The sequence below is a fragment of the Streptomyces tatrensis genome, assembly GCF_049310065.1.
In the GTDB taxonomy this organism is placed as follows: domain Bacteria; phylum Actinomycetota; class Actinomycetes; order Streptomycetales; family Streptomycetaceae; genus Streptomyces.
Genome location: NZ_JBMDLB010000007.1, coordinates 68,932 through 85,417 on the forward strand (window position 1 = coordinate 68,932; position 16,486 = coordinate 85,417).

The window sequence follows — 16,486 nt, forward strand, 5'->3', positions numbered from 1 at the left end:
CGACCTGGCCGGCGCCTCCGTCAATGCAGGAAACCCGGCCGCTCGGCGTCGGGGTTGGCGATGTCGAAGAGGATCACGGTCAGCTCGTGGATCACCTTCTCCACGGTCAGGATCTGCGTGCGGACCGGTGCGGGGATGTGCGCTCGCTCCCACAGGGCCACCGGCTGATCTGCCGGGCGGGCCGCCCACAGCGTCTCGATGTCGGTTGCCGTCTTCACCAGCGAGTGCGCCGCCTTCGCCGCGACCGAGTTGACGGCGTTGCCCAGCGGATCGCCGGCGTCCCCTCCGGGGCCGAAGGCCACGAACTCGGGCAGCTCGGTGAGGGTGAGGAAGGTGGAGTTGATGTGGGGCATGCGCAGTGTGCGCTGTACCCAGGCCGGTTCGGTTCCTCCGTCGGGCAGGCTCGGATAGTCCGGCTCGGCGGCCAGCGTGTGATGCATGATCCCCGCGAACGTGCGGTGCTCTCGGGTGGGAGTCCAGAGTCCTGCGCGCAGGGCTGCTTGCAGCCGGTCGATCTGGGCGCGGGCATGGGCCACGTCGCCCGCCCATTCGGGCTCGAGATCCGTGATCCCGGCGGCCCGCACCGCGCGAGCCCGGTCTCCGATCGTCAACGGGGGCGGCTCCGTCCCGTCGTAGGTGCCCTTCAGCTCCCGGTCTTCGGCGATGTGCGCCCTGACGTGGCCGGAAAGGACTTGGCGGGCAAGGTGTCGGCGCTTCTCGTCTCCGACGAGCTCCAGCCAACCCGCCTCGGTTCGTTCCCGGGCCTCGCCGGTCTCCAGCGGTCCCTGGTGCAGGCGCCCGGTGTGGGCGCCGTCGACCCAGTCGAACAGGGGCGGCAGCTCGACGTCGTCGACCAGGACGTCCGCCGCGCGGGCGGCACGGCACGCCGCGAGCGCCAGCAGAGCGACGACGCGCATCCACCGGGAGTTGAACTCGGCGCCGTCGGGTGCGTCCGGGCGGCCCGGCCGCGGTCCCGGCGGGCCGGGCACGGCCCGGTTGTCGTAGCCGGTGTGCCACACGACCAGGGATCCGCACGTCATCACGGCGCGCCGCCACGCCACCATCCCGTACGCGGCCTCGTTGCGCCTTTCCCAGCCCTGCCCGTCGGCCACGCGATCCACCCCTCCCAGGGGCCGGCCTCCTGCCGATCCCCTGGGAGGCTAACCGCCGCCCACGCGAGGCGCAGCCGGTCGGGGTCCAGCGCCGGCAAGCCGGAAGAGCCACGTCATGTGAGGGGCCGGCGTGCTGACGGGTCATCGGGCGCATCTGGGCCCCGTGGACCGGACGCTGTCGAGGTGCTCAGCTACGGCGTGGCCGTCGTGGCCATGCGGGCCCCCGGCGGCTCGCCTTCGCAGCCGCGCGCTCGGCCTGCCGCAGTCGGGCCACCGCGTCCGCGTTCGCCGTGCGTGCCGTCTCCAGCTGCTCGCCTGCGGCCCGCATCTGCTCTTCGGCCGCCGCCACGGAGGCCGCCGTGCTGTCCACCAGCTGCCGTGCGGCCGCCTGGTCGGCCTCCAGGCGCTCCGCCTCAGCCTGCGCCTCGGCCGCCTCTGCCCGAGCCGCGTCCAGCCGAGCGCGGTGCGCCTGCTCCGCCGCCCCGTCCGTATCCGGGGCCGGGGCCGGGGTTCGTTCCTTCGCGGACCCGGCGGGATGGAGCTCCTCCGTCTTCCGGGGCGCAGTCGCGCCGGGCTGTGGTTCGAGGCCGGTGAAGCCCGCCGCGGCATCCGGGGTCTTCACCAGGCGGCCCGCCAACCACCGCGCGGCCACCTCGCCGTCTGCGAGGACCGCGTGGAGGATCTGCTCGACCTCGTGCAACACCGGCTCGCTGACCGTCTGGCCGGCCTCGGCGGCGAGGTCGCGCGCCGTGCGCGCGAGGTGGCCGATCACCATGTGCTGGTCGTGCGACAGCTTTCGCAGCTGTGCGCCGTCCAGGGTCCGGTGCGCGGCGCGCAGTGCCTCGCCGAGCTGGAGGAGCTGCTGTGCCTCTTTCGGCCTGCGGCGGGCCAGCAGCCCGGCCGTCCATGCCGCGACAGTTGGCTTGCGCAGCTTGGCGATCGCGGTGGCGAGGTCCCTGTTCCCGGCCTTGCGGGCCTGGGTCACGCGCTCGTCCCGGGCAGCTGTGAACTCCGCGGGCGGGAGCCCGAGCAGTTCCAGATTCACGGACTCCACGTCCATATCCATGCGCGGAAGTCTCCCGCGCCCGCCGCACCACGGCCGATACCCGGCGAGACTCCGCGCGTCGGCAACGGCGGGCACCGTACAGCAGTCCAGCGGGTCGTGGATTCACAACGGCATGGAGTCTTGTCTCCGGCACGGGCATCCTTCCCTGACACATCAGCACGGATCAAGGGGCGCGCGTGGAGTCGGTGGTCGTGGACGGAGTGCGGATCGCGTACGAGCGAACGGGGCGGGGCCGGCCAGTGGTGCTGGCGGGCGGTACGGGGATGCCGCCGGTGGCATGGGAGCTGTGCGGGGTCCGCGAGGGACTGGTGAGGGCCGGCTTCGAGGTGATCACCTATGCCGCGCGCGGCGTCGCCCCTTCCGACGCGCCCTCGGCGGTGTGCTCGATGGCGGACCTGGCCGGGGACCTGGCGGGGCTGATGGATGCACTCGGCCTGACCGGCGCCGCGGTGGTCGGGTACTCGCTGGGGAGCTTCACCGTCGAGCTGCTGGCCCGTACCCGGCCCGACCTGGTGGCGTCCGCGGTGCTCATGGCGGGAGCCGGACCTGTCACCGGGGTCCTCGACGCGATGCTGGACGCGGAGGCCGAGCTGATCGCCGCGACCGGCCGGCTGCCCGCCGCGTTCACGCGCCTGCAGACCCTGCTCTCCAGCCTGCCGCCGGCAGTCCTGCGCGATGACGAGGAGCAGACCCGCGCCTGGCTGGAACTCCTCGGAGCGCAGGAGGAACTCTGGACATCGCCCGACGGGGAGGTCGGCCAGGCCACGGCAGCCGAAGCGTGGCTGCGCGATCCGCACCGGATGGCCGCGCTCTCAGGCATCACCGTCCCCGTGCTCGTCCTGGGCTTCGAACACGACCTCTACTTCCCGCCGCACGCGTCCAAAGCCGCCGCCGACGCCCTGCCGCGAGGCGAGTTCACGGTCATCGCCGGCGCCGCGCACGGAGGGCTGCTCACCCACCCGAAGGAGACCGGCAGCGCGCTCCATGAGTTCCTGACCCGATGGTGACCCGTCCCCACCCGGGGTGGGTCGGTCCGTTCAGCGAGCGCTCACCATGACCCCCTCGGGTGCGTACGGAGTGAACCCGTACGCACCCGAGGGCCACGGTGGGGCGGTTGTTCGCCCGGGGGCGGGCCGGGGCGGGTGTCAGCAGGCGTCGATCTTGAAGATGGTGTTCCAGGAGCCGCTGCGGTCCTCGGAGTACGCCCCGGGCGTGGTGTAGCGGAGGTCGCCTGCGCTGCCGTACATCTTGGCCCGGGTACCGGACGACTGGTTGTTGCTCCAGGAGCCGTTGCCCGTCCAGGTGGAGACGTTGATGGTCTCGCTGCACACCTTCTGCCGCTTGACCTCGCCCGAGAAGTTCTCGCCGCGGTAGGCGCAGAAGGTGTACGAGCCGCAGCTGGTCGGGGCCGCGAGGGTGCCCGCGGCGCGCGGGGCGGCGTCGAGGTCTCGGGCGTAGGTCTCGCCCGGCAGCACCAACAGGATCTCGGTGCCGTTGGCCAGCGTCACCTCGTTGGCCGCGGTCTGCTCACCGCCTTCCTGGGCCAGCCGTGCGTCGACAACCGACTGGAGGGTGCGGGCCTGGGCCGCGGTCAGGCCCGCGGAGCGGGACTGGGCTCTGAACTCCGAGCCGGCGGTGGCCGTCGTACCGGCTGTGGCCTGACCGGCCGTCACCAGACAGCCGGCCAGCGCGAGGGCGATCGCGGCGGCGGTGGTGAATCGTGTGGTCCTCATAGGAGCTCCTTCGGTCGGCAGGATCCCGAGACCCTGCTGGGGGGGTGAGCCGGGCACGACAATGCCGGGGGTCTCGGGGCGCCGTCTTGGAAAAACGCGAAGCCCGCGGATCGGCCCCCGACGCGCTTGCGGGCAGTCGTCCCGCACCGCCGCTCGACGCTGTGATGGTCATCACGGGGTGCAGGCCGACTCCGGTGGGGCAGGCTTGCTGCTGACCGCCGCGGCCCTCGCGCCGCGCCTTGCACCTCCACACCGCTGATCGCTCAGGGGGACCCGTGCAGCTGGTGGCACCCGCATGTCCAGGCATCGACTTACACACCGGACCCGGCTGGGAGGTGGCCCGGCGTGCCGGGCCACCCGCCCTGCCCGGGTTACTCGGCTACCGCGGATTCCGCATCGACGCGCCGAGTGCGCGGGCACGCTTAGAGGCCCCGGACGGGTGCGTGTACCTCGTCCTCGGATTCGCCGAACCCCTGACCCTGCTGCGCGGCCCTGAGCGGGTGGAAACCAGCCACACCTCCCTGCTGTGCGGACCCCAGCAGCAAGCGGGGCTGGGTACGCACCACGGCCGGATACACGGCATCGAGATCGCTTTCACCCCTTGGGCCGCGTCCGCCCTGTTCCGCGTGCCCATGCATCAGCTCACGGACACGGTCGTCGTTCCCGAACAGCTCTCCCTGCCCTGGCTCGCCCGGCTCCACGGGCGATTGGCCGCCTCGGACACCTGGTGCCGGAGCTTCGCCCTGCTCGACCGCGCCCTGGCCGCCCGGGCGGCGGGCGATCCGCCCACCGGGGCCGCCGAGATCCGTCAGGCCTGGAACCACTTGAGCGGGTGCAGAGGACGCACGACCGTACAGGAGCTCGCGGAGGCCACCGGCTGGAGCGCGCGCCGCCTTCAGCAGGGCTTCCGCGAACAGATCGGCCTCACGCCCAAGGCCGCCGTCCGGATCGTCCGGCTCCAGCACGCCCTGCGGCTCCTGCAGACCTCGGCGTCGCTGAGCCAAGTCGCCGACTCCTGTGGCTACTTCGACCAGCCGCACCTGAACCGGGACTTCAGCCTTCTCACCGGCGGCAGCCCGCGCGACTTCGCGGCCGGCCGCAGTGCCCACGCGAGCGGTCCACCGCTGGCCCGCGCCAGCGGTACGCAGACCAGCAGCACCCGGGCCGTAGCCGCCTGACTCCTTGCCGGGAGGGAGGGGCCGGGGTGGCCGGGGCCGTGGTTGCCGGGGCCGCCACCTGTGGCCCGTGAACGTCCGGGGCGAATCCGAATCGATCAGGAATCGAGAAGCGCGGTCCACGGAACGCCTCTAGCCTTCTCACCATGGACACCACCGTTCACACGGCTTCCCTGCCGCACGACGACCCGGACGCGTCGCTCGCCCCCACGCCGTCCTGACTCCCCGCCGTTTCCCACCGGTTGACCGGCCAACACGCACCGATGTGACCACCGGGCCCCGGCCCGGATGTCAGGCACGCATACACCCACAGTTCAAGGAGCAAGGCATGAAGGCACACGTCAGCTCGATCCTTCTTGGCGTCCGGGACATGGACCGGGCCAAGCAGTTCTACGCCGAGGGGCTCGGCTGGAAGATCCAGAACGACTTCGGCATCTCGGTGTTCTTCGCATCGGACGGCGCCTCGCCCGTCGGCTTCTACAGCCGCGAAGGCCTGGCCGACCAGGTGGGCACGGACCAGGAAGGCAGCGGCTTCAGCGGACTGGTTCTGACCTACGTCGTCCGCAGTGAGGCGCGGGTCGACGAGATCATGGCGGAGGCCCAGAAGGCCGGCGCCACGGTCCTCAAGCCGGCCGGCGCGCTGCCGTGGGGCGGGTACGGCGGCACGTTCGCCGACCCGGAAGGCTACATCTGGAGTCTCGGCTACAGCGACCAGGGAACCGACCAGCCCTACGCCGAGTAGCCGCGGTGAACGGCAGAAGGAACAGGAGAAGATCTTGAAGTTTCGGTCCATCGTTGAACCACCCGAACCCATGCGGGGTCTTGAAGTTCCGCCCGAGGTGGTGGCAGCGCTCGGCGAGGGCTCGCGGCCACCGGTGACGATCACGATCAACGAGCATTCCTGGAGGAGCCGGGTCGCCCTCCTGCGCGGCCGCCACTTGATCGGCCTCAGCCACGCCAACCGGCGGGCCGCGGAAGTGGAGATCGGCGAGGAGGTCGAGGTCGAGCTGGAGCTCGACACCGAGCCTCGCGTCGTCGTCGAGCCTGCGGACTTCACCCAGGCGCTGGACGCCGACCCGGCCGCCCGCGCCGCCTACGACAGCCTCACGGACAGCCGCAAGCGCGAGCACGTGCGCGCCATCGAGAGCGCGAAGATGCCCGAGACGCGCCGACGCCGTATCGAGAAGGCCATCGCCACCCTGCGGGGCTGACCCCTACGTCGACGGCTCCCTTCCGGACCGGACCGGGCCGGGCTGCAAGGCCCGCCCGGTCCGGGCCACGTCACGGCGCCGACCGAGGCCGGTGCGCCCTGCTGCCGCGTGGCGCAGTGCGTCAGTTCAATGCCCGGCGGTAGAAGGCGATCTTCTCGCGGACGTACGCCTGCTGTCCGCGCAGGTGGACGATGTTCTCCTCCCCCTGCGCGTCGTGCTGCTCCAGCAAGGCCAGTCGTTCCGCGAAGGTTCCGTCGCCGTCGCGGACGAGCCCGGCGAAGCGCCGCATGTCGGCGATCGGCATCCCGGTGTCGCGCAGTGAGCGCAGCACGGCCAGCCACTGGAGATCGTGCTCGGTGAATCGGCGGTGGCCGGTGTGCGAGCGGTGGACGGCGCCCAGCAGGCCGATGCGTTCGTAGTACCGCAGGGTGTCCAGGCTGAAGCCGGACCGTTCGACCGTCTCGGCCGGGGTCAGGTACTCGGTCGTGGGTGCGCTCATGCGGGGATCATGCCATCGGCCGCAGCGGGGCCGCCGAGCGGCTTGACCTGGACCGCGCTCCAGGTGGCAGCGTTCCTTCCGCGGCTCCCGGCATCCGACGCCGACGGCCCGCCCCCAACCCCCCTTCCGTGGAGGAACTCCCATGCGTTTTCGTACCCTTGGCCTGCGCGCGGACGGCACCCCCGGTCCCACGGTGAGCACGCTCTGCCTCGGCACCCTGCCATTCGGCACCCGTATCGGCGAGCAGCGCGCGATCGAGCTGCTGGACCGGTTCGTCGAGCGCGGCGGCACCTTCATCGACACCGCCGACTGCTACTCCTTCTGGCTCGACGGCGCGAACGGCGACGAGAGCGAGCTGGTGATCGGACGCTGGCTCGCCGCGCGCGGCAACCGGGACCAGGTCGTGCTGGCCAGCAAGGTCGGCGCCCGGCCGACCGGCCCCGGCGAGTGGCCGGGCACCGCGGAAGGACTGTCGGCGGCAGCCGTACAGGCCGCCGTCGAAGGCAGCCTCAAGCGGCTCGGCACCGACCGGCTCGACGTCCTGTACGCGCACATGGAGGACCGCCGGCCGGAACTGGCCGAGACGGTCGCGGCGTTCGGCGGACTCGTCGCCGACGGCACCGTCGACGTCCTGGGCGTCAGCAACCAGCTCACGTGGCGCGTCGACCGGGCCCGTGCGCTGGCCCGCGAGCAGGGAGTGGCCGGATACAGCTGCGTACAGCAGCAGTACACCTACCTCCGGCCCCGCCCCGGCGCGACCTTCGGTTCCTGCGAGCACGCGACGCCGGAACTGCTCGACTACGTCCGCAGCGAACCCGGAGTCACCCTGCTCGCCTACACCTCCCTGCTGGCCGGCGCGTACACCGACCCCGCCAAGCCCCTCCCGGGCGGCTTCGATCACCCGGGCGCAGCAGCCCAGTTGGCAGCGCTGGACGACGTGGCGGCCGAGACCGGCGCGACCGCGAACCAAGTCGTCCTCGCCTGGCTGCTCGGTGGCGACCTCCCCGTCCTGCCCGTCGTCGGCGCCTCGACCGTCGCCCAGCTCGACGAAGCCCTGGACGCCGTGGACCTGGAACTGACACCGGCTCAGCGCGCCCACCTCGACCAGGCGTGAGGACCGGACTCGACGGCGCCCTCCCGGCACCGCGAGTGGCGGCAGGTCCACCGGCACCCGCACCCACGTCTAGGCAGAATGGTCCAGACCTTCTAGGGTGGGCGATCGTCAAGTCCTTCCGCACGTAGTCATCTTGGGGTGGTTGATGGTCTCCCGCCGGTCCCTCCTGGTTCTCGCCGGATTGAGCGCGGGGGCGGTCACCCTGCCCTCCGTGCCCGCGCTGGCCGCCGGGCAGGTCATCGATCTGCCCGCTCCCACCTCCCGGCGGCCGGTGGGCACCATCGACCTGCACCTGGTCGACCACGACCGCGACGACCCCCTCGCGCCGGACCGCAGGCCGCGCGAGCTCATGGTGCAGCTCTGGTACCCCGCGCTCACCACCACCGGCTTCCGCCGGGCCCCGTACACCACGAGCCGGGTCGCCGCCTCCCTCGAGGCGGGCCTGCCCCTCAAGGCCGGCACCCTGGGGTCCGTACGTCCGCACGCCCGGACCGGCGCACCGGCCGTGCCGGGGGCGCTGCCGCTGGTGCTGCTCGGGCACGGGCGCAAGGGCGGTCGCAGCAATTGCACCGCTCTGGCCGAGGAGCTCGCCTCGTACGGGTACCTGGTCGCGGGCATCGACCACACCTACGACGCGGCGGTGGTGGAGTTCCCCGACGGCCGGGCCGTCCACAGCGTGCTGCCCGAGGAGTCGGACGACTGGGACCGCCAGGAACGTCTCGAAATCGGCGCGCGCGTCGGTGACCTGCGGTTCGTCGCCACGACCCTGACCCGTCGGCGGCGGTCGCCCTGCGCGGCCCCCCGCGGGATCGGCGTCGTCGGACATTCCATGGGCGGAGCCGCGGCCGCCGAACTCCTCCGGGTGGACGACCGCTTCACCGTCGGGGTCAACCTCGACGGCGCCCTGTTCGGCTCCCCCGTGGCCGACCTCGGACTGGACCGTCCGTACCTGCTGCTCACCGCGCTGGAGGACCACGACACCTGGCAGCGCTGGCGCGAGCACCAGCGCGGATGGGGCCGCCAGCTGCGAGCGCGCGACACCGGGCACCTCACCTACACCGACCTGCCGCACTTCGCCGTTCCCGGCGGCCTGGCGGAGGCCTGGCCACCCGACCTCTACGCAGAGCTGCTCGGGACCCTGGACCCGGCGCGCTCGACCGAGCTGATCCGGACCTACACCCGCCTGACCCTCGACCAGTTCCTGAAGGGCCGGCCGTCCCCCCTGCTCAACAGCCCCTCCCCGCGCTACCCGGAAGTCGACTTCCGGTGGACCCGCGGCTGACGACACCCGCTCACGCGAAGTCGCCGGCGCGGCCCGTCACCCACTTCACGCCATTGAAGAGCTCCAGCTTCCCGGCGAGGACCGATCCTGAGGAAGGTCCGCGACTCCAATCAGTGACGGGCGGCCGATCGGCCGCGAGTCGACCGGCTGCGCACGAGCGAGGGGAGGGCGTGCGCGGCCGGTATTTCCATGCCTCCCTGGCGTAAGAGCACAGAACAGGCTACTGAGAATGTCCTTCTTCATTCCCGACTTCGACGGTTCCGTCGTCGTGCGCGCAGCCGACGCCGAGCTCATCGGGGACGGCACCCCGGTCCAGAACCACCTTCTCGTGGACAGCACCCAGGTGGGCGGCGCGCTCTCGACCATGCGCGTCACTCTGGCCAAGGGTGCGAACGGGGCTCGTCCGCATCATCACGGCAAGTCCGCAGAGATGTTCTACGTCCTCGACGGCACGGCGCAACTGCTCGCCGGCGACCAGGTCGTGACGGCCGAGCGCGGTGATGTCGTCGTGGTGCCGCCGGGTCAGCAGCACGCCTTCGCCGCCGCTCCGGGCGAGATCGCCGACATGCTCGTCATCATCACGCCGGGCATCGAGCGCTTCGAGTACTTCCGGCACCTGGAGCGGATCCGTTACGGGAAGGTCCCGCCCGAGAGCCTGCTCGAAGTGCAGGAGCTGTACGACTCCTACTTCGGCACCAGCGCGCTCTGGGAGGCCTCGCGCAACGGGTGACGGCGGCGGCGGTGCGGTGTCACAGCTGGGGGACGTAGGGGGCGAGGCCGACGATGAGGATGGACCGTTCGCCCGGCCCCGTTTCGGAGCCCGCGCGGACCGGGCCGACGTAGTGACTGACCCTGTGGTCGTGGACGGCGTAGCCGTCCAGCGGGTCGGCGAGGGTGAAGCTGGTGTGGATGTCCGCCCACGGGTCCTCGGGCTGCAGGCCCGCACTGCCCGGCGTGGCGATGACGTTCTGCCCACCCGTGACGTTGGTGCGGCTGATCAGGTGGGCGAAAGTGAACGTGCTGGCCGAACCTCCGTCCTGGTGGAGGCAGTTCGGGGAGGAAACAGCATCCTGGCCCGGACCCTCGACGCCGAGCCTGATCAGGTGGACCCCGGCCCACAGGGGCCGCCGCCTCAGGTCCCTCAGGGCAAGGACCTGCTCGATGTCCCACTGCAGGAGCCTCAGCAGCAGTGCGTTGTCGCGCAGCGCCTCGGGGATCTCGGGCAGGACACGGAGCTTTCGAGGGTGCTCCGGGTCGTCCTCGCCCTGGGAGAAGTTGGTGACCGTGCCGTGGACGGGGTCGGGGGTTCCGGGAATCCAGGACAGTTCGTCCTTCCACGGCAGGTACACGGCATGGGAGTAGCGGCGGAACCGGTTCGTTCCCGGAGCGTACGGGTCGGGCGGCAGGGCCGCGCAGGCCTCCCGGATCCGGGCCAAGTCCCTCGCCGCGGAGCCGCCCGGGGCGATACCGAGCTGCTCGGCACCGTAGCGGGCAAACCCATGCTCACGCAGACCATCGACTCCTGGTACGCCAGGACCCCCCGCATCAGAGTGCGGCCGCCGCCGGGGCTCAGCATTTCCCACGTGTTCCTCCACCAGGTCACCACCGCGGCCATGGCGCCGGCGGCCGTGCCGACCTTACGCACACCTCGCCCTGCTCCCGGCCACCAGCTGCCCGCCAACGGAACCCGCGTGACCTGCTACGGAGGTTCCGCAGGCCGGCAGTCCGGGGGTGAGCCCGCCGATCCCGCCTACGGGCCGGAGGAGCCCCTTCCTGATCAGGCCGCCCCCGGCTTGCGCCACACCGAGATGTGCTTCGAGGAGTCCTGGGCGAACGGCGCCCCGTCCCAGTCCGCGACGCGCCGTTCCAGCTCGAGCCCGGCGATCCGTGCCATCAGGTCGAGCTCGGCCGGCCAGGCGTAGCGGTGCCGGGAGTCGTCTCGGCGGTAGCGGCCGTCGTCCTCGCGGGTGAAGTGGTTCGAGACGAGAATCTGCTCGACCAGGTCGAAGGTGTCGAAGCCGAGATGCTGCTCGGAGACGTCGAACGGCACCGCGACCTGCCCGGGCGGCAGGAGCCGCAGCGGCGGCAGGCCCAGCTCGATGACGAATCGGCCGCCGGGCTCCAGATGGCGTGCGGCGTTGCGGAAGCATTCGACCTGCTCGTCCTGGGTGAGCAGGTTCGTGATGGTGTTGTAGACGAGATAGACCACGGTGAACTCGCCGGGAACGGCGGTGGTGGCCATGTCCCCGATGACTACCGGGAGCGTGTCCTCGTCGACCTTGCGCCGCAGGACCGCTGCCATGTGCTCGGACAGTTCGATGCCCACTACCGGCACGCCCCGTTCCCGGAGCGGGACGCCCACTCGGCCGGTCCCGATGGCGAACTCCAGTGCCCGGCCGTCTCCGGCGAGCTCCGCGAGGAAGGCAAGAGTCGGTTTGAGAACGGCGGCCGAGGACGTCTCGGCCTCCTCGGCGTCGTAGCGGTCGGCGGTCGCGCGGGTCCACAGCTCACTGGTCGTCACGGGCGGACACTCTGCCGGGTGCCGAGGGGCGCTGTCGACGCATTTACCTTCCACCGGCCACCCACCCCACCTCCTCTACCAAAATCGGAGATTTCATGAAGAATAGGGGCAATGATGACCGTTCTGGTGACAGGTGTGGCGGACGGCGCAGAGCTGGAAGCCCTCCGTACGTGCATTCACACGGGGCCGCATTTCCGCATCGTCGCCCACACGCACGACGCCGACGTCGCCCTGGCGCAGGCCCGCGTGCTGCTTCCGGACATCGCCGTGGTCACCCTCCACCGTCCCGACGCCCAGGGGGAACGTGACCGCCGGGCCCTCGTTCGCGCCCTTCGGTCCTTCGACCCTCCGACGGGGATCATCCTGCGCCGCGACCCGCACGAGGCCGCCGAGGCGATCAGCCCGGGACTCGAGCCGCTCCAAGGAGCCATTCACGAGGTCCGACGTGCCGATCTCGACGCCCTCCACCACGCCCTGGTCGCCATCGGGCGCCGCCGAGCCAGCTGCAACATCGATCCCGCGGCACACTGAAAACGCCCGGCCGGGGTGTCCGGCCGGGCGTTTTCGTGGTCTTGCGGTCCACTGGTGGTTTAGTACCAGTGGTGGTTCTGCCAGAACGTCCAGGCGCCGGCGGGGCTGCCGTAGCGGGAGTTCATGTAGTCCAGGCCCCACTTGATCTGCGTGGCCGGGTTCGTCTTCCAGTCCGAGCCCGCCGAGGCCATCTTCGAGGCCGGCAGGGCCTGAACCAGGCCGTAAGCACCCGAAGAAGCGTTCGTGGCGGTGTGGTTCCAGCCGCTCTCACGGGACACGATGTTGTTGAACGCCGCGAACTGCGCCGGGTCCTTGATCATCTGCTGGGCGATCGCCTTGGCACTCATCGGGGCAGCCTGCGCGGGAACCGCGGCCAGCATGGAACCGGCGACACCCAGGGCAAGGACGGAACCCACGAGGGTCTTCTTCGAAGCGGCGATGCGGCGGATGACGGCGTTGGACACGGACAAACCCTTCGACGGGGACAAGGACAGTCGCAGACGTGCACGAGCCACTCACGTGAAAGAGAGAGGTTCACCGGCGAGAGCGGGAGAACCAGGCTCCGGGGGTGAACCCGGGGGATCTCCGTCCGCCTTGCGACTCATCCAGTTCTACGGGGGTCCCGGCCCCCTGGCAACGACCCCTCTTACTAGTGGCCCTCGCAGCCGGGGCGCAACGACCCCCCACCACCCGGACAGGCATCACCGCAGGTGAAACGCCCTGCGACGGGGTGGGTAAGAGCCGTCTAAGGACTACTATCCCGGCTCGTATGTGACCAAGGTCCTGTGGGGCGGGTCACCGCCGGAAGCCCCGAATCTCACCCTCCGCAACCACACCAACCCCTTCCAGGGGAAGGCCGGCAGACGAAATCAGCCCCGGATCCAAGGCCACAGGCGCACCGAGGGCCGCCATTCGCAATGGGATCCCCCATGGCGGTGGCGTCGACTGGCCCGCGCCTTCTCGGACGACCCCGTCATGGCATGGATGATCCCCGCCTCAGTCGACCGGGAACGCCGGATCGCCCGCTACTTCGAGCTCGCCCAGCGCCAGCAGCGACCCCGTGCGGGTGGTGTCCGGGTCGCCGCGACCGGCGACGGGCGGTTGCTGGCGGCCGCTTTGTGGTCGGGCCCCGGGCGCTGGAAGGCCTCTGCGGTAGGAGAGCTGGCCGCGCTCCCCCACTACGTGCGTGTCTTCGGTCTCCGGGGCATGTCACGGGCCGGTGAGGTCCAGAACGCCATGCACGGTTCCCATCCGAACGCTCCGCACTGGTACCTGCCGTCCGTAGGGACGGACCCAGGGCTCCAGGCGCGGCGAGATCTGACCAGAATGCCGGCCGTACGGCGCCCCGGTGTACGGGTGTGGGTCAGAGGGGTTCCAGGTCGAGGAAGGCCGCGAGGGGCGGGGTGCCGGCGCCCGGGGTGTCGGGGAGGGCCAGTTCCGCCCAGATGACTTTGCCGCCGGGCGTGTAGCGGGTGCCCCAGTGGTCGCTGAGCTGCGCCACCAGGAACAGGCCGCGCCCTCCCTCGTCCGTGGTGGCGGCGTACCGCGCGTGCGGGGCGCTGTTGCTGCCGTCCCACACCTCGCAGGTCAGGGTGCGGGCGTGCAGCAGCCGTACCCGGACCGGCGCGCTGCCGTGCCGCAGGGCGTTGGTGACCAGTTCGCTGAGGATCAGTTCGGTGGCGAAGCCGAGCTCCGACAGGCCCCATTCGTCGAGCTGCTTCACCGCGACGCTCCGCATGGCGGCCACCGCGCTCGGCTGGAACGGCATGTCCCACTCCGTGACCCGGTCCGGGCCGAGGGTCCGTGTCCGCGCGATGAGCAGCGCCACGTCGTCGGTCGGCCGGGTCGGCAGGAGGAGATCGAGTACGGCCCGGCAGCTCTCCGCGGGGTCCCGGTCCGGATGGCTCAGCGCCCCGCGGAGCAGCTCCAGCCCCTCTCCGATGTCCCGGGTCCGCTCCTCGATCAGTCCGTCCGTGTACAGGACGAGCTGGCTGCCTTCCGCCAGGTACAGTTCCGCCGTTTCGAAGGGAATGCCGCCCAGCCCCAGCGGGGGCCCGGCCGGCAGGTCCACGATGTGCGTCGTGCCGTCGGGAGCGACCACGAGGGGTGGCAGGTGCCCTGCCCGTGCCATGGTGCAGCGCTGGGACACCGGGTCGTAGACGGCGTACAGGCAGGTCGCGCCCAGTACGCCGCCGTCCAGGTCGTCGGCGGCCCCGTCGCGGTCGATGCGCTGCACGAGGTCGTCCAGGCGGGCGAGGATCTCGTCGGGCGGCAGGTCGAGGGTGGAGAAGTTGTGCACCGCCGTGCGCAGCCGCCCCATGGTGGCCGCGGCGTGCAGTCCGTGCCCGACGACGTCTCCGACGACCAGCGCGACCCGGCTGCCCGGCAGGGGGATCACGTCGAACCAGTCGCCGCCCACCCCGGACTGGGCGGGCAGGTAGAAGTGCGCCACGTCCACGGCGCTCTGCTCGGGCAGGGCGCGCGGCAGCAGGCTGCGCTGGAGGGTCTCGGCGAGGGCGTGTTCACGGGTGTAGCGGCGGGCGTTGTCCATGCTGACGGCCGCCCGGGCGACGAGTTCCTCGGCCAGTGACAGCTCGTCCTCGTCGAAGGGCTCCGGCTTCCGCGACCGCCAGAAGTTGACCACGCCGAGGACGACGCCCCGTGCCCTGAGCGGGGCCACGATGAGCGAGTGGATCCCGTAATCGACGATGGCCCGGGCTCGCTGCGGGTCCTGGGCGTGCCAGCCCGGAGCGTCGGCCAGGTCGGGCACCAGCTCCGCTTGGCCGGTGCCGTAGCCGCGCGCCTGTGGGGTGGACGGAAGGAAGTCGATCAGCCGTCCGCGCGGGTAGAGGGGGTGGTCGGAGCGGATGCCGCTGACCGCCGTGCGCCGCATGTCGGCGCCGGCTCCGGGTTCTTCGCCGTCGAGCACCGAGTCGGCCAGGTCGACCGTGACGAAGTCCGCGAACCGGGGCACGGCGACGGCGGCGAGCTCCTCGGCCGTCCGCACCACGTCGAGGCTCGTTCCGACGTCGCCTCCCGCGTCGTACAGCAGCTTGAGCCGTCGGCGGGCCGTCTCGGCCCGGCTGGTCAGGACCTGCATCTCGGTGGAGTCCCGGATGGTGACCACGGCGCCCTCCCGCCGGCCCCCGGGGTGGGTGGGCCGCTGGTTGAGCACGAGCAGCCGGTCGCCCGTTTCGAGCACCTCGTCGGTGGCCACGCGGCCCGACAGCAGGAGGTCCGCCATCCGGCGGTCCAGGCCGGGCACGTCCCCGATGCTGCGTCCCTCGGCGTCCTCGGGCAGGCCGAGCAGCCGCTTGGCCTCGTCGTTGGCCAGCCGTAGCCGCCCGTCGCCGTCGGTGATCAGGACCCCTTCGCGGACGGCGTGGAGCACCGCGTCGTGGTGCTCGTACATGCGGGTCATCTCCTGCGTGCCGAGCCCGTGGGTCTGCCGGCGCAACCGCCGGCTGATCAGGGCCGTGCCGGCGGTGGCCAGGGCCAGGCCGGTCGCGATGGCCAGGAGGATGACCGGGAGCTGACGGTCGACGACGCCGGTCACGTTCTTCACCGTCAGGCCCGCCGAGACCAGGGCGACGACCCGGCCGTCGGCCGCGGTGACCGGCACCACCGCCTGGATCTCCTTGCCGAGCGGACCGTCCACGCTCTCGGTGTGGACCTGCCCGGCGAGCGAGGGTTCGATCGTGCCGACGAACTTCTTTCCGATGCGGTCGGGCTGGGGATGGCTGTACCGGATGCCGTTGGTGTCCATCACCACGATGAAGTCGACGCCGGCGGCCTTGCGCGTCGTCTCGGCGAGGGGTTGCAGGACGGCGGACGGGTCGGACGTCTTGAGCGCGTCCTGCAGGCCCAGCGAGTGGGCGAAGGTCTGCGCGACGGACACCGACCGGTTGCGTGCCTCCCGGTCGCTGTCGTGCCGCGACTGGAGCAGGAGGGAGAGCAGGGCTCCGGCGGCGAGCAACACCACGATCGCCACCTGAAGGACGAACACCTGTCCGGCGACGCTTCGCAGTCTGTTGCCTAGGAGTGACCGCACCGACACGCCCGGCACGAGTGGCAAGGAAGGGTCACGCACCCAGTTGTAGCACCTCTGGGGCTCCGCGGCCCCCGGGCGCGCACCATCACGTCCCGGCATTCACGCCTCGGTATTCACGTCCGGCATTCACACCTCGGCACGGCCGCGGGGGTCCGTACGCGCGTTCCGCCCCGGCTGCCTCGACGTGCCCA

16 protein-coding genes are annotated in these 16,486 nt (G+C 71.5%); 8 read left to right on the top strand and 8 right to left on the bottom strand.

Features of this window, described 5'->3' with window-relative positions; genetic code table 11:
• Window positions 1-20: 20 nt before the first annotated feature.
• Both ACODT5_RS04095 and ACODT5_RS04100 read right to left on the bottom strand, forming a co-directional pair.
• Window positions 21-1,112, bottom strand: a complete 1,092-nt coding sequence (locus tag ACODT5_RS04095) for a hypothetical protein (RefSeq protein ID WP_422517811.1) — start codon at window positions 1,110-1,112, stop codon at window positions 21-23.
• Between the two features lie 187 nt (window positions 1,113-1,299).
• Window positions 1,300-2,178 carry a hypothetical protein gene (locus tag ACODT5_RS04100; protein ID WP_422517812.1) on the bottom strand — a complete coding sequence of 293 codons (879 nt, stop codon included), beginning with the start codon at window positions 2,176-2,178 and terminating at the stop codon, window positions 1,300-1,302.
• Between the two features lie 176 nt (window positions 2,179-2,354).
• On the opposite strand from ACODT5_RS04100, the gene ACODT5_RS04105 reads away from it, so the two are divergent.
• Window positions 2,355-3,185 (top strand): alpha/beta fold hydrolase, encoded by an 831-nt coding sequence (locus ACODT5_RS04105; RefSeq protein ID WP_422517813.1) that lies wholly within the window; start codon window positions 2,355-2,357, stop codon window positions 3,183-3,185.
• 138 nt (window positions 3,186-3,323) lie between these two features.
• Here ACODT5_RS04105 and ACODT5_RS04110 read toward each other — a convergent pair whose 3' ends face one another.
• Window positions 3,324-3,911, bottom strand: coding sequence for a hypothetical protein (locus ACODT5_RS04110; protein ID WP_422517814.1), 588 nt, complete (start codon window positions 3,909-3,911; stop codon window positions 3,324-3,326).
• Between the two features lie 335 nt (window positions 3,912-4,246).
• On the opposite strand from ACODT5_RS04110, the gene ACODT5_RS04115 reads away from it, so the two are divergent.
• The 3 genes from ACODT5_RS04115 to ACODT5_RS04125 all read left to right on the top strand — a co-directional run bounded on the left by ACODT5_RS04115 (window position 4,247) and on the right by ACODT5_RS04125 (window position 6,297).
• Entirely contained in the window at window positions 4,247-5,089 is an 843-nt protein-coding gene (locus ACODT5_RS04115; RefSeq protein ID WP_422517815.1) for a helix-turn-helix transcriptional regulator, read from the top strand.
• Window positions 5,090-5,414: 325 nt separating this feature from the next.
• Window positions 5,415-5,828: a VOC family protein gene (locus ACODT5_RS04120; RefSeq protein ID WP_422517816.1), complete on the top strand. Its 414-nt coding sequence runs from the start codon at window positions 5,415-5,417 to the stop codon at window positions 5,826-5,828.
• A 70-nt stretch (window positions 5,829-5,898) separates the two neighbouring features.
• Window positions 5,899-6,297, top strand: a complete 399-nt coding sequence (locus ACODT5_RS04125; protein WP_422517817.1) for a YdeI/OmpD-associated family protein — start codon at window positions 5,899-5,901, stop codon at window positions 6,295-6,297.
• Between the two features lie 121 nt (window positions 6,298-6,418).
• Here ACODT5_RS04125 and ACODT5_RS04130 read toward each other — a convergent pair whose 3' ends face one another.
• The gene (locus ACODT5_RS04130) at window positions 6,419-6,796 is read right to left on the bottom strand and encodes a MerR family transcriptional regulator (protein ID WP_422517818.1); all 378 of its coding nucleotides are present in this window, start codon (window positions 6,794-6,796) and stop codon (window positions 6,419-6,421) included.
• A 142-nt stretch (window positions 6,797-6,938) separates the two neighbouring features.
• Between ACODT5_RS04130 and ACODT5_RS04135 the strand changes: the two genes are divergently transcribed.
• From ACODT5_RS04135 to ACODT5_RS04145, 3 genes are all read left to right on the top strand, one after another.
• Window positions 6,939-7,910: an aldo/keto reductase gene (locus ACODT5_RS04135; RefSeq protein ID WP_422517819.1), complete on the top strand. Its 972-nt coding sequence runs from the start codon at window positions 6,939-6,941 to the stop codon at window positions 7,908-7,910.
• 145 nt (window positions 7,911-8,055) lie between these two features.
• Entirely contained in the window at window positions 8,056-9,192 is a 1,137-nt protein-coding gene (locus tag ACODT5_RS04140) for an alpha/beta hydrolase (protein ID WP_422519544.1), read from the top strand.
• A gap of 229 nt (window positions 9,193-9,421) precedes the next feature.
• Window positions 9,422-9,922: a cupin domain-containing protein gene (locus tag ACODT5_RS04145; protein ID WP_422517820.1), complete on the top strand. Its 501-nt coding sequence runs from the start codon at window positions 9,422-9,424 to the stop codon at window positions 9,920-9,922.
• A 19-nt stretch (window positions 9,923-9,941) separates the two neighbouring features.
• Here the strand turns inward: ACODT5_RS04145 and ACODT5_RS04150 are convergent, their stop codons facing one another.
• Together ACODT5_RS04150 and ACODT5_RS04155 are read right to left on the bottom strand one after the other, a co-directional pair.
• A complete protein-coding gene (locus tag ACODT5_RS04150; RefSeq protein ID WP_422517821.1) occupies window positions 9,942-10,628 on the bottom strand; it encodes a 2OG-Fe dioxygenase family protein in 687 nt (228 codons plus the stop codon).
• Between the two features lie 341 nt (window positions 10,629-10,969).
• The gene (locus ACODT5_RS04155) at window positions 10,970-11,713 is read right to left on the bottom strand and encodes a class I SAM-dependent DNA methyltransferase (protein ID WP_422517822.1); all 744 of its coding nucleotides are present in this window, start codon (window positions 11,711-11,713) and stop codon (window positions 10,970-10,972) included.
• 111 nt (window positions 11,714-11,824) lie between these two features.
• Between ACODT5_RS04155 and ACODT5_RS04160 the strand changes: the two genes are divergently transcribed.
• The gene (locus tag ACODT5_RS04160) at window positions 11,825-12,244 is read left to right on the top strand and encodes a response regulator (RefSeq protein WP_422517823.1); all 420 of its coding nucleotides are present in this window, start codon (window positions 11,825-11,827) and stop codon (window positions 12,242-12,244) included.
• Window positions 12,245-12,303: 59 nt separating this feature from the next.
• Here ACODT5_RS04160 and ACODT5_RS04165 read toward each other — a convergent pair whose 3' ends face one another.
• Window positions 12,304-12,708, bottom strand: coding sequence for an aggregation-promoting factor C-terminal-like domain-containing protein (locus ACODT5_RS04165; RefSeq protein ID WP_422517824.1), 405 nt, complete (start codon window positions 12,706-12,708; stop codon window positions 12,304-12,306).
• Window positions 12,709-13,607: 899 nt separating this feature from the next.
• Complete coding sequence (locus tag ACODT5_RS04170; RefSeq protein WP_422519545.1) at window positions 13,608-16,301, bottom strand: SpoIIE family protein phosphatase; 2,694 nt, start codon at window positions 16,299-16,301, stop codon at window positions 13,608-13,610.
• Between the last annotated feature and the right edge of the window lie 185 nt (window positions 16,302-16,486).